Genomic DNA, 19,268 nt, shown 5'->3' on the forward strand with positions numbered 1-19,268 from the left:
TTTACTTTTATTTTTACAATAAAAGGAGAGGCTTTGTATCATGTTGTTAAATAACATTTTTATAATATAAAGTCTCGAATTTAATTCGAGACTTTTTTTTTGATATCATTTTAAAGTTAATGAAGAATATTGTTGCCATACAAGGAGCGGAAGGCTCAAATCATCATAAAGTTGCTCGTAACTTTTATGGTACATCTGTACAATTAAAAGAATGTATGTCTTTTGATGTATTAGTAGATTGCTTGCTAGATAATTCTGCGAATATAGGTGTGATGGCTTTAGAAAATACAATTGCGGGTTCTATAATTCCAAATTATGCCTTAATTGATAGGAATAACCTTCATATTGTTGGAGAAGAATACCTAAACATTCATCATCATTTAATGGCTTTAAAAGGTCAAAATATGAATGATATTAAAGAAGTGTGGTCACATCCAATGGCATTACAACAATGCAAAGTTTTCTTTAAAAAATACCCACAGATCAAATTAGTTGAAGATGTAGATACTGCCGAAGTGGCTAAAAGAATAGCAAAAGAAAATTTACTAGGTATTGCTGCAATAGCACCAAAAATAGCCGCAGAAATTTTTGATTTAGAGGTGTTGGAAGATGGAATTCAAACCATAAAAGACAACTCAACAAGATTTGTCATTGTACAAACTTCAACTCCTAATAATAATATTGATCAAATCAATAAAGCTTCTTTAAAATTTCAATTAAATCATAAAAGAGGCAGTTTGGCCGCCATTTTAAATGTGCTAAGTGATTGTAAAATGAATTTAACTAAAATACAATCCTTACCAGTTATAGAAACACCGTGGAAATATTCATTTTTTGTAGATGTAACTTTTGATGATTATCAAGATTACGAAAAAGCAAAAGCAATTATAGAAATAATGGCAGAAGAATTCAAAATTTTAGGAACTTATAAAAATGGTAGAAAATGATTAAAGCTGCCAAAAGATTAGATACAGTACAAGAATACTATTTCTCTAAAAAGTTAAGAGAGGTTAGAGGTTTAGTTGCTGCAGGAAAACCGATTATCAATATGGGAATAGGTTCTCCAGATTTGCAACCACCTGCAACGGTTTTAGACGCAATTCAAGGTAGTTTAGGAGATGCATCTGCGCATAAATATCAATCATACCAAGGTTTACCAGAACTGAGAGTTGCAATTTCTAATTTTTATAATAACAAGTTTTCTGTAGAGGTCAACCCCGAAGATGAAGTGTTGCCTTTGATGGGAAGTAAAGAAGGAATTATGCATATTTCTATGGCTTTTTTAAATGAAGGAGATAGAGTTTTAATTCCAAATCCAGGATATCCAACCTATACTTCTGTAACAAAGTTAGTAGGTGCAGAACCGTTGTTTTACAATTTAAGTGATGAGAACAATTGGCAACCAAATTTTGAGGAATTAGAAAGTCAAGATTTGTCGAATGTAAAAATTATGTGGGTCAATTATCCACATATGCCAACAGGAACTAATGCAACCATAGAAACGTTTGAAAAATTAGTGGCTTTTGGAAAAAAACATCATATTTTAATTATCAATGACAATCCTTATAGCTTTATTTTAAACGATAACCCTATCAGTATTTTACAAGTTAAAGGCGCAAAAGATATTGCTTTAGAGTTAAATTCTTTAAGCAAAACCTTTAATATGGCTGGGTGGCGAGTTGGTATGCTGTTAGGAAAGGCAACTTATATCAACGAAGTTTTAAAAGTAAAAAGCAATATGGATTCTGGAATGTTTTACGGAATTCAAAAAGGAGCTATAGAGGCATTGCAATTAGCTGATGATTGGTTTACAGCTCAAAATAAAATTTACGAAGAACGTAGAAATTTAGTTTGGCAATTGGCAGATAAATTGGATGCTGTTTACAATAAAAACTCAACAGGTTTATTTGTTTGGGCAAAAATTCCAAAAGGAAAAAAATCGGAAGAAGTTACCGATGCGGTTTTATATGATAACGATATTTTTATCACTCCAGGTACCATTTTTGGCTCTCAAGGAGAAGGATATATCCGTTTTTCATTATGTGTAACTACAGATGTAATTAAAGAAGCAATTTCAAGGCTGTAAGCTATTAGGCTCTAGCTTTTCGCAAACAGCTAAAACGAATAGCTAAAAGCAAAAAAGAAAAAAATGAAAAACATATACATGATTGGTGTTGGATTAATAGGCGGTAGTTTTGCTATCGACATTAAAAAGAACAATCCAGATGTTGTAATTTACGGAATAGATAAAAACGAGAAACATTTAGAAGAAGCTTTAGAATTAGGAGTAATTCAAGAGAAAGCAATATTAGATGATTTAGAAAAAGCAGACTTGGTTATTGTTTCAATTCCTGTAGATGCAACGGTAAAATTATTGCCAACAATTTTAGATAAAATCTCAGATAATAGTTTGGTCATTGATGCAGGTTCAACAAAAAATGCAATTTGTAAGGCAGTTGAACATCATCCAAAAAGAAGAAACTTTTTAGCAGCGCATCCAATTGCTGGAACAGAGAATTCTGGACCAACAGCAGCAATTTCTGGCTTATACGTTGGGAAAACGAATATTATTTGCGAAGTAGAAAAGACAACTTTTAAGCTTCAAGAAATGGCATTGAAGCTTTTTATGGACATTGGAATGCGTATTCGTTATATGGATCCAGTTTCTCATGATAAACATATTGCGTATGTTTCGCACCTGTCTCACATAAGTTCATTTATGTTAGGAAAAACGGTTATTGAAAAAGCAAAAAACGAACGAGATATTTTTGATATGGCTGGATCTGGTTTTGCTTCAACTGTGCGTTTGGCAAAAAGTTCGCCAGCAATGTGGACACCAATTTTTAAACAAAATAAAGAAAACGTCATAGAAACGTTAGAAGAATACATCAATAATTTACAACAATTTAAAGAGTTGATGCAACAAGATAATTTCTCGGATATTTTTAACGAAATGGAGAGCACAAATTATATAACACAAATTTTAAACGGCATAAAATAATAAGCCACAATAAGTAGAAAAATGAAGAATACAAAAGAATTAAGAACATGGTTGGATGATATGAAATTAGAGCATCCACTAGTAATAGCAGGGCCTTGTAGTGCAGAAACCGAAGAACAGGTTTTAAAAATTGCACACGAATTAAAAGATTCTGATGTAAGTTATTTTAGAGCTGGAATATGGAAACCAAGAACAAGACCAGGAAATTTTGAAGGTGTTGGTGCTTTAGGTCTAGGATGGTTAAAAAAGGTAAAAGAAGAAACAGGAATGAAAACCTGTACAGAAGTTGCCAATGCAGCTCATGTAAAATTAGCTATCGAAAATGATGTAGATTTATTATGGATTGGTGCACGTTCTACAGTATCTCCTTTTATTATGCAAGAAATTGCAGATGCTTTACAAGGAACAGATAAAATTGTATTGGTTAAAAACCCTGTAAATCCTGATTTAGCTTTATGGTTAGGTGGTATCGAAAGATTGTATACTGCGGGTATTAAAAACCTTGGAGCAATTCACAGAGGATTTTCAACCTACGAGAAATCAAAATACAGAAACATTCCAGAATGGCAATTGGCAATTGAGTTTCAAAATAGGTTTCCTGATTTACCGTTAATTTGTGATCCTTCTCATATTACAGGAAATAGAGAAATGATTTTTGATGTTTCTCAGACGGCTTTAGATTTAAACTTTGATGGTTTAATGATAGAAACACACTTCGACCCAGACAATGCTTGGAGTGATGCTGCACAGCAAGTTACACCAACTGCTTTAAAGCAGATTATGGAAGATTTAAAAATCAGAAAACAAACAGAAACTGATTCTGATTACAGAGAATCTTTAGGAAATTTAAGAGCTCAAATTAATGTTGTAGATGGTCAGTTAATTGAAATGCTAGGCAAAAGAATGAAAGTTGCCGATAAAATTGGAGCCTTAAAGAAAGAGCAAAATGTTGCTGTTTTACAATCTAGACGATGGAATGAAATCCTTGGAAACATGATTTTAGAAGGAGAAGAGAAAGGTTTAAGTGAAGAGTTTGTGTTAAAAATGTTTAAAGCAATTCACCAAGAATCCATCAATCATCAAGAAAAAATTATAAAAGGATAAATTTCAATTATAAAATTATTTTAGCTGCAAACTCACGAATTATTTGTGATTTTGCAGCTAATTTTTTTAAATCATTTTTTTATTCTCATCTTTGTAATAATGACAGGAATCGTTTATAAATCTACAGGAAGTTGGTATCAAGTAAAATCTGATGAAGGAGAATTTTATCAATGTAGAATAAAAGGAAAATTTAGGATAAAAGATATCAAAAGCACCAACCCAATAGCGGTCGGAGATAAGGTTGTGTTTGATTTAGAAAAAAAAGGTGATGAAGAAATCGGAGTCATTAAAAAGATTTTAGATAGAGACAATTTTATTGTTAGAAAATCGGTAAACCTCTCTAAGCAAACACATATTATTGCTTCTAATATCGATCAGGTTTTTTTACTGATTACCATTAATAACCCGCCAACATTTACCACTTTTATAGATCGTTTTTTAGTCTCTGCTAGAGCTTATAGAATAGATACTATTTTGGTTTTTAATAAGATCGATTCTTATGAAATTGAAGAACGTGCAGAAATTTTATATCTAAAAGATATTTACGAAGCCATTGGTTATAGATGTATAGAGGTTTCTGCAACTCAAAATATAAACATCGATAAAATTAAAGAAATGATGACTGGTAAAACATCGATGTTTGTTGGTCATTCTGGTGTTGGAAAATCTACTTTGGTAAACGCTATTGAACCATCATTAAATCTAAAAACGAAAGAAATTTCAGATCAACACAATCAAGGGAAACATACCACAACCTTTGCAGAAATGTTCGATTTAAGTTTTGATGCTAAAATAATTGATACACCAGGAATTAAAGGTTTTGGTGTTGTTGATATTGATAAATACGAATTAGGAGATTATTTTCCAGAATTTTTTGCATTAAAAGAGCATTGTAAATTCAATAATTGTATTCATACAAAAGAACCACAATGCGCTGTAAAAGAAGCTTTAGAAGATGATAAGATTTCTTGGTCTCGTTATAAAAGTTATCTTCAAATTTTAAGTGGAGATGAAGAAAAAGAACATTTTAGAACAGATATTTGGAACGAAGAAGATAATGAATAAGTCATGAAAATTGTAATTCAAAGAGTATCAGAAGCAAGCGTAACCATTAACAAGAATAAAGTTGCAACGATTAAAAGTGGACTTTTAATTTTATTGGGTATTGTAAATGAAGATTCTCAAGAAGATATTGATTTTTTGGTTCGGAAAACGGCTAATCTTCGCATTTTTAATGATGAAAATGAGGTGATGAATAAATCGCTTGTTGATGTTGATGGAGAAGTAATTGTTGTGAGTCAGTTTACATTGCAAGCCTCTACAAAAAAAGGAAACAGACCAAGTTATATTAAGGCTGCAAAACCAGATATTGCAATTCCTTTGTATGAAAACTTCATACAAACATTAGAAAACGAAATTGGTAAAAAAGTACAAACAGGAGAGTTTGGTGCAGACATGAAAGTGGCATTGGTAAATGATGGTCCGGTTACAATTATCATCGATTCTAAGAATAAAGAATAATTGATATGCTTTTTTTTGATGTGCACACACATAAAACTTGTTCTGTCGAGGATGTGTTTTCAATTGTAAATAAATACCCGAATTCTACCAATTTTTCTAGACCTTTTTCAATCGGAATTCATCCTTGGTTTGCGAAACAAGAAACTTTAGAAGAAGAATTGTTATTTGTTGAGCATCAAATTCAAAACAACAATTGTTTAGCTGTTGGTGAATGTGGTTTAGATAAACGCTCGTTAACTAATTTTGAATTTCAAAAAGCGGTTTTTATAAAACAGATTTTACTTTCAGAAAAATATCAAAAACCTTTAATGATTCATTGTGTAAAAGCACATCAAGAAATTATTGAAATTAAAAAAGAATTAAAACCAATTCAAACTTGGCTATTTCATGGTTTTAATAAGAATAGTCAAATTGCTAAAAGTTTGCTTAAAAACAGAATTATTTTATCTATTGGACCTGTAATCATCAAAAACACAAAATTACAAGAGGTTTTTTTAGAGCTTCCTTTGTCATCAATATTATTAGAAACAGATGATACTGAAATTGAAATCCGAGAAGTTTATCAAAAAGCATCAGAAATAAAAAAGAAGAGAATTGAAGAGCTTCAACAAGTATTACATCAAAATTTTAAAGATATATTTATAAAATGAGTTGGTTAGAGCGCACGGAATTATTAGTGCAAAAAGAAGGTTTAAAGAAGCTAAAAACAGCTAATGTTTTAATAGTTGGTTTAGGTGGCGTGGGCTCTTATGCGGCAGAGTTTATTGCAAGAGCAGGAGTGCAAAAAATGACAATTGTAGATGGAGATGTTTTTGACGCAACCAATAAAAATCGTCAATTACCTGCCTTAGATTCTACGATAGGAAAATCGAAAGTAAAAGTATTGGCAGCAAGATTAAAAGATATAAATTCAGAGATTGAACTGACTGTTTTAGAAGAATTTTTATCGCCCGAAAGGGCTTTTGAAATTGTTACTAATGACTTTGATTATGTTTTGGATTGTATTGATAGTATTACACCAAAAGTAAATTTAATTGTTGCAGCAAGAAGAAAAAAAGTGAAAATAATTTCTTCAATGGGAGCGGGAGGTAAGTTAGATGTAAGTAAAATTAAAATAAAAGATATTAGTAAAACCAAGAACTGCTCAATGGCACGTGTGTTAAGAAAAAGATTAAAAGAGCGTAAAGTAGATAAAGGTGTAAGGGCAGTATATTCTGAAGAAATGCAAATAGCAAAAAGTGTAAAAATTACTGATGGAACTAATTATAAAAAATCTTTTTACGGTACAATTAGTTATATGCCAGCAGCGTTTGGACTTCAAGCAGCGGCTTATGTAATAAATGAAATAATAAAAGATAAAAAATAGTTTCCATGGGAAATAAATATGTATATTTGCAGAGGAAATAGTATTAACTATCAAAATCAACAAAAAAAATGAAAAAAATAATCTTATCATTAGCGGTTGTAGCAACTGTTTTAACATCTTGTAAAGAAGATAAAAAAGGAAAAGTAGAAGTAAAAGAAGCTGTAAAAGTAGAAGTTAATGTTGCAGAATTAAATAATGTAGATACTTCAGGTTCTGTTTTAAATTGGAAAGGAACAAAACCAGGAGGAGCTCATAACGGAACTGTAGCTTTAAAGAGTGGAGGTTTGTTAGTGGAAGATGGAAAATTAACTCAAGGTCAGTTTATTATTGATATGACTACAATTACAAACCTAGATATGAAAGGTAGTGATGGAGCAGGAAAAATTGAAGCTCATTTAAAAAGTGTAGACTTTTTTGATGTAGTAGCTTATCCAACAGCAAAGTTTGTGATTACTAAAGTAGAAGAAACTGAAGGTAAGTTAGCGGTATCTGGGAATTTACGAATTAAAGATATTACTAAGAGTATTACTATTCCTGCAACATTATCAACAGAAAATGGAGTAACTACTTTTAAAAGTGAAAATTTTAGTATTGATAGAGTAGATTTTAATGTAAAATATAAATCAAAAAAATTCTTTGATAATTTAAAAGATAAGTTTGTAGATGATTTAATTGAAATGTCTTTTGAAGTAAAAACAAAAGCATAAGTAAATTCCTTTTTAAATAATATTTCAACCTCAAAACTTTTGTTTTGAGGTTTATTTTTTTTAAAATTGCATCGCTATTAAAAGATGCTATGATTAAAAAAAATACCCTCAGAATATTTTTTATATTTCTACCTTTCTTAGTTTTTTCTCAAAAAACAGATTTTTCTTCATTATTAATACCTTCATCATTAAAAGAAAATGCAAATGCTGTTGTTAGATCGCATAAAACATTAATAAATGTCCTAGATACAGATGATATGGTTATTTCTGTAGACAGAACAATTACAGTATTAAATAAGTTAGGAAATAGAAAAGTTGGTGCGGTAATAGGTTATGATGATAATTCTAAAATTAACAAGCTTTCAGCTAGAATTTACGATGCTTTTGGTAAAGAAATAAAAAAAATAACAAAGAGTAAATTTGTAGATGTTAGTGCTGTTGATGGTGAAACTTTATATTCAGATTCTAGACTTAAATATTTAGATTATACACCTACTTCTTATCCGTATACAGTGCATTTAGAATATCAAAAGAAAACATCTTCAACTGGTTTTTTACCCAATTGGAGTCCAATTGAAGGGTATTTAGTTTCTGTAGAAGAAAATACATATCAGGTGAATATTCAAAAAGGAAATGCTAGAGTAAAAGAAAAGAACTTTAAAGGTTATGATATAGAAAAATCAGTTGATGGAAATAAAATTTTTTATGCTGTAAAAAATATCTCAGCAGTAAAAAATGAAGCATTAAGCCCTTCTTTAGAATTCTATGAACCCATAGCTTTGGTTGCATTAAACAATTTTAAAACAGATGGAGTAAATGGATATTATACCAATTGGAATGAATTTGGTCTATGGATGTATAATTCACTTTTAAAAGGAAGAGACCTTATAGATGAAACTACCAAAACAAAAATTTTAGAACTTGTAAAAGGTATTGATGATCCTATAGAAAAAGCAAAAATTGTTTATCAGTTTATGCAAGATAAAACAAGGTATATTAGTGTACAAGTGGGCATTGGAGGAATTCAACCTTTTCCTGCAAATGAAGTAGATAATTTGGGTTATGGAGATTGTAAAGGTTTAACCAATTATACAAAAGCATTGTTAGATGTTGTAGGAGTTACTTCTTATTATACCCATATTGAAGCTAATAGTTCTGAACCTGTTTCTCTTGAAAAAGATTTTGCATCTTTAGAACAAGGAAATCATGTGATTTTAAATATCCCAAATAAAGGAAATGATATTTGGTTAGAATGTACCAATCAAACCATTCCTTTCGGTTTTTTAGGAACATTTACAGATAATAGAGATGTATTGGTGATTACACCAGAAGGAGGCGTGATAAAGAGAACAACATCTTATAAAAATGAGCAAAATTTACAAGCAACAGATGCAAACATTCAGCTTCTTGAAAACGGAAGCGTAAAAGCAACTTTAAAAAGAGTTTCTAAAGGAACTCAATACAATAATATTTACTATGTTGAGGATTACACCAAAGAAGAACTTGTAAAAGTTTACAAATCTAACGTTTGGGATTATAACAATAATTTAGAAATCAACAACATAGATTTAAAAAATGACAAAGAGAATGTAGTATTTACTGAAACTTTAGATATTTCGATTGCAAATTTTGCTACAATAAACGAAAATGAATATTTATTTAGAGTAAACATTTTTAACCGATCTAGTTTTGTTCCTAAAAGATATAGAAAAAGAAAACTTCCTCTAAAAATAACAAGAGGATATAATGATGAAGATCAGTATACTTTTAAACTACCAAAAGGATATACTATAGATGTTTTGCCTCCCGTAAAGGAACTAATAACAAAGTTTGGAGCCTACAAAGTAAGCTTTAAAAAAATAGACGATACCACTTTTACATATCATAAATCAATTTTAATTAAAGAAGGAGTTTATCCTAAAGAAGATTATAAATTGTATAGAAGTTTTAGAAGAGGTATTGCAAAATACGAAAACATTAGAATCGCAATTTTAAAAAAATAAACCCTTATGAGATTAAGACTATTATCACTATTTGTTTTTACTTCCTTATGCGTTACAGCACAAGAAATTAAATTTGGTAAAGTTTCTAAAGAAGAAGTACAAGAAAAATTTTACCCTTTAGATTCTACAGCAGATGCTGCGTATTTGTATAAATACAGAAATTCGGATATTAGTTATAAAAGCAATTCTGGTTTTATAGTTACCACAGAAGTTCATGAACGTATTAAAATTTATACAAAAGAAGGATTTGAAAAAGCAACCAAAGCCATAAGATATTATAAACCAGAAAAAGGAAGTAAGGAAAGAATAGCTTCTATTAAAGGTTATAGTTTTACTATGGTAGACGGAAAAGTAAAAAAGCAAAAACTTTCTAAATCATCTATTTTTGATGAAAAATTATCAAAATATAGAAGTATTAAAAAAATTACTTTCCCTAATATTAAAGAAGGTACAGTTATAGATTTAGAATATCAATTAATTTCTCCTTACAGCACTATTATAGATGATGTAGATTATCAATTTGATATACCAGTAAAATCCTTTTATTGTAAAATACAAACACCAGAATACTATAGCTTTACTAAAAAAACAAAAGGTTATTATTTAATTCCAACAAAATCAACTACAAAAAATAAAAGCATTTCAATGTCTCAAAGAATAAGAACGCAAAATAGAGACGATTGGGGAGGACCAACAACTGTAACTTCAGAAGTTCAAACCTCAAAAATAAATCTTAAATATAATATTGATGTTTACGAATCTAAAAACATACCAGCATTAAAAAATACCGAGCCTTTTGTTACAGATATTAAAAATTATAGAGGAGGAATTAAATACGAATTAGCATCAACAAAATTTCCTAATTCAACTTTAAAATTTTATTCCACTACTTGGGAAGACGTAACAAAGCAAATTTATAAATCTTCTGGTTTTGCAGATGAATTAGACAAAACAGGATATTATGAAAATGATATAAAAAATATTATAGCAGCAGCTAAAAATGATTTTGAAAAAATTGCAATTATTTTTCAACATGTAAAGAAAAAAGTAAAATGGAATAATTATTACGGAAAATCTGTAGAAAAAGGAGTAAGAAAAGCATACAAAGAAGGTACCGGAAATGTAGCAGAAATAAACTTAATGTTAACTTCTATGTTACGTTTTACAGGCTTAAATGCCTATCCAGTATTGGTAAGTACAAGAAAAAACGGAATACCACTTTCACCAACTTTAGACGGATTTAATTATGTTGTTACAATGGTTAAATTTCCAGATAATAAACACATTTTATTAGATGCTACTGAACCTTATAGTACACCAAATGTTTTGCCAACAAGAGCTTTAAATTGGAACGGTAGAGTTGTCGCAAAAAATGGTGGTTCTTCTTGGGTTAAACTAACACCAATTAGACATACAACAGAAGAAAATATAGTTATTGCAAAAATTACTGGAGATTTAACAGTAGAAGGTTTGGTTAGAAACAAGTATCATAATTTAAGTGCATTAAATTTTAGAATAAATAATAATCATATCAAAGAAGAAAACTTAATAACCAGTTTTGAAGAAGCAAATAAAGTAGAAATAGAAGATTTTAAAATTTTAAATGAATATGATTTAGGAAAGCCTATAAGTAGAAATATTAAATTTACCAGTGAAGATTTAATAGAGGAAATTAACGGAAAGATATATATAGAACCATTATTGTTTTTAACACAACATGAGAACCCTTTTAAGTTAGAAGAAAGAAAATTTCCGGTAGATTTTACGTCACCTATACAATTTAAAAATACAGTATCAATACAAATACCTGCCGGTTATAAAGTAGAATCTTTGCCTGAGGTTTTAGCGATAGGTTTACCTGAAAAATTAGGGGTTTTTAAATACCAAGTAACTCAAGTAGGTACTAAAATTAGTACAGTTTCTATTTTACAGTTTAATAAAGCTATAATTTCTCCTGAATTCTATACTTTTTTGAAAGATTTTTATGGTAAAGTTGTTCAAAAACAATCAGAGAAAATAGTCTTAGTTAAAGAATAAAAAAGAAAACTCAAAACGAAAGTTTTGGGTTTTCTTTTTTATTTCGTTAAGAAGGAAAACCTAACATGGTTCCCATACCCACTGTAAATAACCAACAGCCGTAAATAGCATGTTCTATAGAAACTAAAAATGTAGACTTCGTGTTTTTAAAGGTAAAGGCAAATAAAACTCCTCCTATAAAAGTAAGTAAAAGCACTAACACATTTTCAAAGAATAAATGAGCTAAAGAAAATATAAGGGCATTGGTAAGTATAAACAAAGTTTCATTTTGTATCAAACTTTTATATCGTTTAAAAAAGAAGGTTCTATAGATTAGTTCTTGAGGGTAAACAGAAAAAAGAGAGTAAAAAAGTAGAATAAGAACCCATAATTTAGGTTTGTTTAGTATGACAACAAAAAGACTTTCTCTGTCTGTAAACCAAACAAATGCTGAGGTAACAAGTGCAATAATGATGAGTTTTACAAATGTTGATTTCCAGAAAAATTTCCAAGGAAGATTTTTGTTGATTTTAAAAGTAATATTTTCAATTTTAAATAAAATATATATTATATAAATAAAACTTAAAACACCAATACTTAATTTTAAAATAGGTGAATAATTAAAGACAAAACTTATAGGGATTACGATAAAAAGGATAAAGAGTTCTATAAATTTATAACGGATGGATTGCATTTTTTATAGATTTATTATAGTTGTGTTTTTTACTTCTTCAATAGCAAAAGTACTGTGTGTACTTCCAATGTATTTTATTGCCGTAAGTTTTGTTACCATAAAATCTCTGTATTCATCCATGTCTTTTACATAAATTTTTAAGATATAATCATAATCACCACTTACATGAAAACATTCTGAAACTTCTTCTAATTTTAAGATTTCACGTTCAAAAGTAGTAACATATTCTCTTGAATGTTGTATTAATTTTACGTGACAAAATACCAAAGAAGACTTTCCTATTTTATTTTTGTTGATGAGAGCTACATACTTTTGAATTACTTTTTCTTTTTCTAGCTTTTTTATGCGCTCATAAACGGCAGTTACAGATAGGTTAAGTTGTAAAGACAACTGTTTCGTAGTTTGTTTGCTGTCGTTTTGTAATAAGTTAATAAGTTTTTTATCTGTTGAATCTAACATGTAAAATTTCTAAAAATTGAAATATAAACTACAGTTATTAGTTTTTAAAACTAATATAATGTATAAATGTAGTAAAATAAACTATATTTTAAATTATATATTGATTTATATTCTTATTCATTGTCTTTTTGTATGGAAAAATAAAAACAACTATTATGAAATTTAATCCAGCAGACAAAATTCAAGATTTACAATATTTTGGTGAATTTGGAGGTGTAAACCCATCAATTACAGACTCATCTACCTATACTTTTTTATCAGCAAAAACCATGTTCGATACTTTTGAAGGGAATGCAGATGGTTGCTATTTGTATTCAAGACATTCTACTCCAAGTAATTTGTATTTAGGAGAGGCTTTAGCAGCCATGGAAGGTACTGAAACTGCAAATGTTGCTGCTTCAGGAATGGGGGCTATAACACCTGTTTTGTTGCAATTAGTTGGAGCAGGAGAACACATTGTTTCTAGCAGAACTATTTATGGAGGGACCTATGCATTTTTAAAGAATTTTACACCAAGATTAGGGATTGAAACTACATTTGTAGACATTACAAAATTAGATGTTGTAGAAGCTTCAATCACAAAAGAAACCAAAGTTTTATACTGTGAATCTGTAAGTAATCCCCTTTTAGAAGTTGCAGATATTGTCGGATTATCTGCTTTGGCAAAAAAATACAATCTAAAATTAGTGGTAGATAATACTTTTTCTCCACTATCAATTTCTCCTGCAAAATTAGGAGCTGATGTTGTTATACATAGCTTAACAAAATTTATTAATGGTTCTTCAGACACCGTTGGAGGGGTGGTTTGTGGTACGCAAGACTTTATTAACGATTTACGTAATGTAAACGATGGTGCAAGTATGTTGTTGGGCTCTACAATGGATAGCTTAAGAGCCTCATCAATTTTAAAAAACATGAGAACTTTGCATATCCGAATGAAACAGCATAGTTTCAATGCTGCTTTTTTAGCTGATAAATTTGAAGCGGATGGTTTAAAAACAGTGTATCCTGGATTAAAATCTCATCCTTCTCATCAACTCTTTAAAAGTATGATGAATGCTGAGTATGGCTTCGGAGGAATGCTTACAATTGATGTTGGTTCTTTAGGTAAGGCCAATGCATTAATGGAATTAATGCAACATAAAAACTTAGGATATTTAGCGGTGAGTTTAGGTTTTTACAAAACATTATTTTCTGCTCCAGGTAGCTCTACTTCATCAGAAATACCAGAAGATGAACAAAAAGAAATGGGACTTTCAAACGGGTTAATAAGATTGTCTGTTGGTTTAGATAATGATATTGAAAGAACTTATAAGTTGATGAAATCTTGTATGATTGAAATTGGAGTTCTATAGTTTCTCAGATTGGTGCTAAGGTGTTATATACTACTAGTGTTTTATTTGTAGTTTTGGTTTCGTGCAGTTTGATGATAAATGATTCTATAGACAATTTAAGTAATTGAATATTGTGATGAAAAGTAAAGTAAACAATTCAATTTGCATAACTTCTTCTAAAATCGTAACATTACAAGACGAAATTAATACTATATGGAGAGCAAGAATATTATACCTACAAAACCGGAAGACGAAAATATTATAGAAAATAAAGAGCTTAATATTTTAGAAGCGTTAATACCGGTTTTTGCCTTGGTTGGTATGCTTTTTTACAATGTGTTTTTTGTATATGGAGATGATGCTTTAAGCGGCAGTAACCAATTTATTTTATTAATGGGTGCGGCAGTGGCTGCTATTGTTGGTTTTAAGAACAAAGTTTCTTATAAACAAATGATGGAGGAAGTTTCAGAAAATATAAAATCTACTTCAGGTGCTATTTTAATTTTATTAATGGTAGGTGCTTTAGCGGGTACTTGGTTAATAAGTGGTATCATTCCTTCTATGATTTATTATGGATTACAAATTTTAAATCCAACAATTTTTTTAGCTGCTTCTGTAGTTATTTGTGCTATAATTTCTATTGCAACAGGTAGTTCTTGGACTACTTCTGCAACGGTTGGTATTGCTTTAGTTGGTATTGGAAATACTTTAGGTATTTCAGCGGGTATGACTGCGGGAGCTGTGCTATCTGGAGCTTATTTTGGAGATAAAATGTCACCATTATCTGACACAACAAATTTGGCACCCACTATGGCAGGAGGAGATTTGTTTACCCATATAAAGTATATGTCTTTAACCACAATACCAACAATTGTAGTTACTTTATTAGTTTTTATAATTATTGGTTTTTCTATAGAAACAACAGGTTCACCAGATGTATCAGATAAATTAATGGCTATAGATGCTGCTTTTAATATTTCTCCTTGGTTATTTATTGTTCCTGTAGTGGTTATTTTTATGATTATAAAAAAGACAGAACCTTTGGTTGCATTGTTAATTGGTACTTTATTGGCTGGTGTTGTAGCTATAATAGCACAACCACAAATTGTAATGAATATTGCAGGTGCAGATTCTATGTCGTTTAATGCAGCTTACAAAGGTGTTATGAATGCAATTACAGTAGATTCTGCTGTAGAAACTTCTAGTAAAGAATTGAACGATTTATTTACTGCGGGAGGAATGAGTGGAATGTTAGGGACTATTTGGTTGATCATTTGTGCCATGGTTTTTGGAGGCGTAATGGATGCCATAGGAGCTTTGGCAAGAATTAGTAAAGCATTATTAAGTATGGCTTCATCTGTTTTTGGGTTGTTTGCAAGTACGGTGGCAAGTTGTTTAGCCTTAAATGTTACAGCTTCAGATCAATATTTAGCAATTGTTGTACCGGGTAAAATGTTTAAAAAAGCTTACGAAGATAAAGGTTTAGCTCCAGAAAATTTAAGTAGAACTTTAGAGGATTCTGGTACGGTAACTTCTGTTTTAATTCCTTGGAACACTTGTGGAGCATATCAATCTGGCGTTTTAGGTGTTTCTGTTTCAGATTATTTTTTCTTTGCCATTTTTAATTGGTTAAGTCCAATTATGACTTTAATTTTTGCTGCTTTTAATATTAAAATTAAGCAATTAGTAAAAAGTTAAAATGATTTTTAAAGCTGCTGTTTATGATGCAAAAATACTTACTGATATTGCTTTAAAAAGTAAGGCTTTTTGGGGATATTCTCAAGAAGAACTTTGTATTTGGATAGATGAGTTAACAATTACTTCAAAAACATTTGATGAGTGCAATATTTATAAATATATTATAAAAGATAAAATTGTAGGGTTTTATGTGTTAGAAAGGGCTAATATTAGAACAAGTTTTTTAAATTTTTTATTTATTTCACCCCAATATATTAAACACGGAATAGGGAGTAAATTATTATGTCATGCAATAGAAAATTGTATAGAAGGTAGTTGTGCTATTCTAAATGTTTTATCAGATCCAAATGCAGAAGGTTTTTATGCAAAACATGGGTTTAAAGTTGTTAACAAAATAGAAAGTTCTATAAAAGGAAGGTTTTTACCAGAAATGGAATTAGAATTTTTAGAAAATCAATAATGTTTTTTCTTTGTATTAAAAAGGTTTATTATAGTAGAAATAATAAGTAATATCCATGGACTTCCATGTAATAAAAGATCAAACCAATCTTGTGCATGCATAGCATGTTCTCCTGAAAAAGCATTTCCACCTATAAGCCATTTAATTTTTCCAATAATATGAGGTGGATTAAAAGGGGCTAAACCTAGAGTTAAACTCGCTATTAAAAAAAGTTTCCAGTTTTTGGTAAGTTGTTCTTTCATCAGATATTAAATAAACCAATTCCAAACCAAACCAAAACGAATTGTAAGGTCTCTGTATGGATAATTTGGTGCAGAAAAATAATTCTTTTTTGAAAAACCAGAAGTAGCGTTGTCAACTTTAAAGTATAAGCGTGTTCTTCTAACTTGTGCGTTAAAGAAAACATCAAAAGTTGGGTAGCCTATTTCATCTGTATTTTGTAAAGTAAATTCTGCTAATAAAGGATTGTATGCATTGGCTTTGTATTTTGTAAAATATTTAAAAGTAACACCAATATTTACTAGCATTGGTTTTCCTTTAAACCAATAATCAGTATAGTATAAAGTGTTTCTTGTTACAAACTCAGGAACTCTAAAAACAGAGCTTCCACTGCTTACATTTTGAAACATAATGGTATTGTCTAAGGATAGTTTCCAATATTTAAACTCTCTATTTCCTTTAATTTTTAAATAAGTAATTTGATTAGAAAATTGCTGTGGAGTATTGTTCTCATTAAAATAGGTATAGTTGTCTATATTGGTAAAATTTAAGCCGGCATTAATCCATTTAGAGTTAAATTCAAACCCTAAATCTCTAGTATTTACTGTGCTAAAATTATTTTCCCAATTGTAATCATCATATTCACTTTGATGTAAAAGGGTATTGAAATTTGGAGATTTAGAACTAATTAATAAACTTCCTTTTACTTTAAAAAGACTGTCTTTTTCGTAAACAGCTTCTCCTTTTAAAAAGTGACCAGCTATAATTCCAGAACCTGGTGTTATAGAGGCATCTGCATTTAATTGAAAGTTTTTAATTTTTGCTTTCCAATCTGCACCAAAAGAGACGGCATTTCCTTCTAATTTTATTTTGTTAATGCTGCTATTTGTATTTAATATACTATCATAACCATAAGAGTAACTTGTTAAATTTGCTTTTGCTTTGAACTTACCAAGTACATATTTAGAGTTGAATTCTAAATTGATTTCATTGTTGGTTAATTTACTTTCAGCTTTTGTATCTGTGGCTCCTGAAGCATTTCTATCACCAAAAATAGAAGAGGTTGTACTGGTTTGAATAAAGTTATAACTTTTGGTTTCATTAGTAAAAATATGACCAATTTTTAAGTTGCTAAAATCTTTGTCGTTGATAGTATCTTTATTAACCAGTAGTTTATAACTATGTTCTAAATAAACTCTGTTACCATCAAACTGATTCTCAGCATCTGTTAAGTTAACATCGAGTCTAGATCTTGTTTCAAAATTGGGATCTTCATCAACAAATTGAGCCAAAGCACTTGTAGTTAATCCTCCATTTTCTTGATTTAGAAAATCTAAAGTTGCTAAGTGACCTCTAATTTCGTATTGATTTTCTTTAGTTCTGTAATGAAACGTACCTCTAAAATTACCGTTACTAACTAAGGATCTTCTGTACGCACCTAAAGAGCGTAGTCCTTTGTATGAAAGTGAAACATTAAGCCTTTTAGAAAAATTTAAGGTAAACAAGGCATCTAAAACCTGACCTTGTTGTAAGCCTGTTCTGTATAGAATTTCTGTTGTTGGTGTAGGTACTTCGTAATATTTTATTTCATCAATATCTAAATAACTAAATTGTTTTGCTGTAAAACCAATGTCTGGAAATTGTTTTATATTGTTAAAACTATAGCCTAAGTTATTAAATGTTTGTCCTTGGTTGTGAAATGCAAGTAACTCAAAGTTGTCTTTTCTTAAATAATTGAATTTATACTCTTTTTGTAGAGTTAAAGTTGTGTCTATGTAGGAAGTATCTCTTTTATGAGAAAAAATTTTATAATCTGTAAATTTTGTTTTACCAGATAAAATAACTTTTGTTTCTCCACTATTCTTTAAAGAATCAATATTAGAATAAGCAGCACCCTTTTCTCCAAAATTTAAACCTTTACTCAATTTTCTTTGAGCAGAAAGTGTACTTATAACAAAGAAGAGTGATAAAAAAAAGAAAATAAATTTTTTGTTCATAGAATATTTATACAACAGCAAATGTAAAATAATTAAACGATAATTTATGTGAATAATTTCAGTAGAAACTGTTAATTTGTAAAATGTTAGAATTAAATTATAGTGGGTTTTCTTTAGAAGCAGGTACGGATGAAGCAGGTAGAGGTTGTTTGTCAGGACCAGTTGTAGCTGCTGCTGTAATTTTACCCGAAAACTTTAGGCATCCTTTTTTAAATGATTCTAAGCAATTGTCTGAAAAAAGAAGAGAAGAATTAAGGCCTTTTATAGAAGAAAATGCCATTGCTTTTGGAGTGTCTTTTGTTTGGCAAGAAGAAGTAGATAAGATTAATGTTTTGCAAGCTTCAATAACGGGTATGCACCGTTCTATAGAAATGTTAAAGATAGAACCAGAATATATTATTGTTGATGGAAATAAATTCAGAAATTATAAAGAGATTCCTCATCAAACGATTGTAAAAGGTGATGCAAAATATATGAGCATTGCTGCAGCTTCTGTTTTAGCAAAAACTTATAGAGATGAGTATATGACAAAAATTCATCAAGAATTCCCAATGTATAATTGGAAAAAGAACAAAGGATATCCAACCAAAGAACATAGAAAAGGTATTCGTGAATTTGGTGCAACCAAATACCATAGAAAAACTTTTAAACTTTTGCCAGAACAGACTAAATTAGAGTTGTGATATTTC

At 29.7% G+C, this 19,268-nt stretch carries 19 protein-coding genes; 15 read left to right on the forward strand and 4 right to left on the reverse strand.

Annotated elements, in window-relative coordinates:
• The first annotated feature begins 119 nt into the window (after positions 1–119).
• From MC378_RS06780 to MC378_RS06830, 11 genes are all read left to right on the forward strand, one after another.
• Positions 120–947, forward strand: coding sequence for a prephenate dehydratase (locus MC378_RS06780; protein WP_242177999.1), 828 nt, complete (start codon positions 120–122; stop codon positions 945–947).
• Positions 944–2,086 (forward strand): pyridoxal phosphate-dependent aminotransferase, encoded by a 1,143-nt coding sequence (locus tag MC378_RS06785; RefSeq protein ID WP_242178000.1) that lies wholly within the window; start codon positions 944–946, stop codon positions 2,084–2,086. Before MC378_RS06780 ends, MC378_RS06785 begins: the two co-directional genes overlap by 4 nt.
• A 63-nt stretch (positions 2,087–2,149) precedes the next feature.
• Entirely contained in the window at positions 2,150–3,001 is an 852-nt protein-coding gene (locus MC378_RS06790; protein WP_242178001.1) for a prephenate dehydrogenase, read from the forward strand.
• Between the two features lie 21 nt (positions 3,002–3,022).
• Positions 3,023–4,105: a bifunctional 3-deoxy-7-phosphoheptulonate synthase/chorismate mutase type II gene (locus MC378_RS06795; protein WP_242178002.1), complete on the forward strand. Its 1,083-nt coding sequence runs from the start codon at positions 3,023–3,025 to the stop codon at positions 4,103–4,105.
• A 99-nt stretch (positions 4,106–4,204) separates the two neighbouring features.
• Complete coding sequence (gene rsgA, locus MC378_RS06800) at positions 4,205–5,170, forward strand: ribosome small subunit-dependent GTPase A (RefSeq protein WP_242178003.1); 966 nt, start codon at positions 4,205–4,207, stop codon at positions 5,168–5,170.
• A 3-nt stretch (positions 5,171–5,173) separates the two neighbouring features.
• The gene (gene dtd, locus MC378_RS06805) at positions 5,174–5,626 is read left to right on the forward strand and encodes a D-aminoacyl-tRNA deacylase (RefSeq protein WP_242178004.1); all 453 of its coding nucleotides are present in this window, start codon (positions 5,174–5,176) and stop codon (positions 5,624–5,626) included.
• A 5-nt stretch (positions 5,627–5,631) separates the two neighbouring features.
• Positions 5,632–6,276: a TatD family hydrolase gene (locus MC378_RS06810; protein WP_242178005.1), complete on the forward strand. Its 645-nt coding sequence runs from the start codon at positions 5,632–5,634 to the stop codon at positions 6,274–6,276.
• Positions 6,273–6,992, forward strand: a complete 720-nt coding sequence (locus MC378_RS06815) for a tRNA threonylcarbamoyladenosine dehydratase (RefSeq protein ID WP_242178006.1) — start codon at positions 6,273–6,275, stop codon at positions 6,990–6,992. The genes MC378_RS06810 and MC378_RS06815 overlap by 4 nt, the downstream gene beginning before the upstream one ends.
• A 68-nt stretch (positions 6,993–7,060) precedes the next feature.
• Positions 7,061–7,699, forward strand: a complete 639-nt coding sequence (locus MC378_RS06820; protein WP_242178007.1) for a YceI family protein — start codon at positions 7,061–7,063, stop codon at positions 7,697–7,699.
• Positions 7,700–7,788: 89 nt separating this feature from the next.
• Positions 7,789–9,702 carry a DUF3857 domain-containing protein gene (locus MC378_RS06825; protein ID WP_242178008.1) on the forward strand — a complete coding sequence of 638 codons (1,914 nt, stop codon included), beginning with the start codon at positions 7,789–7,791 and terminating at the stop codon, positions 9,700–9,702.
• A 6-nt stretch (positions 9,703–9,708) separates the two neighbouring features.
• The gene (locus tag MC378_RS06830; RefSeq protein WP_242178009.1) at positions 9,709–11,739 is read left to right on the forward strand and encodes a DUF3857 domain-containing protein; all 2,031 of its coding nucleotides are present in this window, start codon (positions 9,709–9,711) and stop codon (positions 11,737–11,739) included.
• A gap of 46 nt (positions 11,740–11,785) precedes the next feature.
• Here MC378_RS06830 and MC378_RS06835 read toward each other — a convergent pair whose 3' ends face one another.
• Positions 11,786–12,412: a CPBP family intramembrane glutamic endopeptidase gene (locus MC378_RS06835; protein ID WP_242178010.1), complete on the reverse strand. Its 627-nt coding sequence runs from the start codon at positions 12,410–12,412 to the stop codon at positions 11,786–11,788.
• 3 nt (positions 12,413–12,415) lie between these two features.
• The gene (locus MC378_RS06840) at positions 12,416–12,871 is read right to left on the reverse strand and encodes an Lrp/AsnC family transcriptional regulator (protein ID WP_242178011.1); all 456 of its coding nucleotides are present in this window, start codon (positions 12,869–12,871) and stop codon (positions 12,416–12,418) included.
• 155 nt (positions 12,872–13,026) lie between these two features.
• Here MC378_RS06840 and MC378_RS06845 point away from each other — a divergent pair, with 155 nt between their 5' ends.
• The 3 genes from MC378_RS06845 to MC378_RS06855 all read left to right on the forward strand — a co-directional run bounded on the left by MC378_RS06845 (position 13,027) and on the right by MC378_RS06855 (position 16,363).
• Entirely contained in the window at positions 13,027–14,226 is a 1,200-nt protein-coding gene (locus tag MC378_RS06845; protein WP_242178012.1) for an aminotransferase class I/II-fold pyridoxal phosphate-dependent enzyme, read from the forward strand.
• A gap of 192 nt (positions 14,227–14,418) precedes the next feature.
• Complete coding sequence (nhaC, locus tag MC378_RS06850) at positions 14,419–15,903, forward strand: Na+/H+ antiporter NhaC (protein WP_242178013.1); 1,485 nt, start codon at positions 14,419–14,421, stop codon at positions 15,901–15,903.
• 1 nt (position 15,904) lies between these two features.
• Positions 15,905–16,363: a GNAT family N-acetyltransferase gene (locus tag MC378_RS06855; protein ID WP_242178014.1), complete on the forward strand. Its 459-nt coding sequence runs from the start codon at positions 15,905–15,907 to the stop codon at positions 16,361–16,363.
• Here MC378_RS06855 and MC378_RS06860 read toward each other — a convergent pair.
• Together MC378_RS06860 and MC378_RS06865 are read right to left on the reverse strand one after the other, a co-directional pair.
• Complete coding sequence (locus MC378_RS06860; protein ID WP_242178015.1) at positions 16,357–16,605, reverse strand: hypothetical protein; 249 nt, start codon at positions 16,603–16,605, stop codon at positions 16,357–16,359. The genes MC378_RS06855 and MC378_RS06860 overlap by 7 nt on opposite strands.
• 6 nt (positions 16,606–16,611) lie before the next feature.
• Complete coding sequence (locus MC378_RS06865; protein WP_242178016.1) at positions 16,612–18,579, reverse strand: putative porin; 1,968 nt, start codon at positions 18,577–18,579, stop codon at positions 16,612–16,614.
• A gap of 83 nt (positions 18,580–18,662) precedes the next feature.
• Between MC378_RS06865 and MC378_RS06870 the strand changes: the two genes are divergently transcribed.
• The gene (locus MC378_RS06870; protein ID WP_242178017.1) at positions 18,663–19,262 is read left to right on the forward strand and encodes a ribonuclease HII; all 600 of its coding nucleotides are present in this window, start codon (positions 18,663–18,665) and stop codon (positions 19,260–19,262) included.
• Positions 19,263–19,268: the final 6 nt, after the last annotated feature.

It is taken from the genome of Polaribacter marinus (assembly GCF_022662535.1).
Lineage (GTDB): Bacteria > Bacteroidota > Bacteroidia > Flavobacteriales > Flavobacteriaceae > Polaribacter > Polaribacter marinus.

Coding starts and splice junctions, on each gene's coding strand:
- MC378_RS06780 (WP_242177999.1), top strand. CDS start 120: ATGAAGAATATTGTTGCCATACAAGGAGCGGAAGGCTCAAATCATCAT.
- MC378_RS06785 (WP_242178000.1), top strand. CDS start 944: ATGATTAAAGCTGCCAAAAGATTAGATACAGTACAAGAATACTATTTC.
- MC378_RS06790 (WP_242178001.1), top strand. CDS start 2,150: ATGAAAAACATATACATGATTGGTGTTGGATTAATAGGCGGTAGTTTT.
- MC378_RS06795 (WP_242178002.1), top strand. CDS start 3,023: ATGAAGAATACAAAAGAATTAAGAACATGGTTGGATGATATGAAATTA.
- rsgA (WP_242178003.1), top strand. CDS start 4,205: ATGACAGGAATCGTTTATAAATCTACAGGAAGTTGGTATCAAGTAAAA.
- dtd (WP_242178004.1), top strand. CDS start 5,174: ATGAAAATTGTAATTCAAAGAGTATCAGAAGCAAGCGTAACCATTAAC.
- MC378_RS06810 (WP_242178005.1), top strand. CDS start 5,632: ATGCTTTTTTTTGATGTGCACACACATAAAACTTGTTCTGTCGAGGAT.
- MC378_RS06815 (WP_242178006.1), top strand. CDS start 6,273: ATGAGTTGGTTAGAGCGCACGGAATTATTAGTGCAAAAAGAAGGTTTA.
- MC378_RS06820 (WP_242178007.1), top strand. CDS start 7,061: ATGAAAAAAATAATCTTATCATTAGCGGTTGTAGCAACTGTTTTAACA.
- MC378_RS06825 (WP_242178008.1), top strand. CDS start 7,789: ATGATTAAAAAAAATACCCTCAGAATATTTTTTATATTTCTACCTTTC.
- MC378_RS06830 (WP_242178009.1), top strand. CDS start 9,709: ATGAGATTAAGACTATTATCACTATTTGTTTTTACTTCCTTATGCGTT.
- MC378_RS06835 (WP_242178010.1), bottom strand. CDS start 12,412: ATGCAATCCATCCGTTATAAATTTATAGAACTCTTTATCCTTTTTATC.
- MC378_RS06840 (WP_242178011.1), bottom strand. CDS start 12,871: ATGTTAGATTCAACAGATAAAAAACTTATTAACTTATTACAAAACGAC.
- MC378_RS06845 (WP_242178012.1), top strand. CDS start 13,027: ATGAAATTTAATCCAGCAGACAAAATTCAAGATTTACAATATTTTGGT.
- nhaC (WP_242178013.1), top strand. CDS start 14,419: ATGGAGAGCAAGAATATTATACCTACAAAACCGGAAGACGAAAATATT.
- MC378_RS06855 (WP_242178014.1), top strand. CDS start 15,905: ATGATTTTTAAAGCTGCTGTTTATGATGCAAAAATACTTACTGATATT.
- MC378_RS06860 (WP_242178015.1), bottom strand. CDS start 16,605: ATGAAAGAACAACTTACCAAAAACTGGAAACTTTTTTTAATAGCGAGT.
- MC378_RS06865 (WP_242178016.1), bottom strand. CDS start 18,579: ATGAACAAAAAATTTATTTTCTTTTTTTTATCACTCTTCTTTGTTATA.
- MC378_RS06870 (WP_242178017.1), top strand. CDS start 18,663: ATGTTAGAATTAAATTATAGTGGGTTTTCTTTAGAAGCAGGTACGGAT.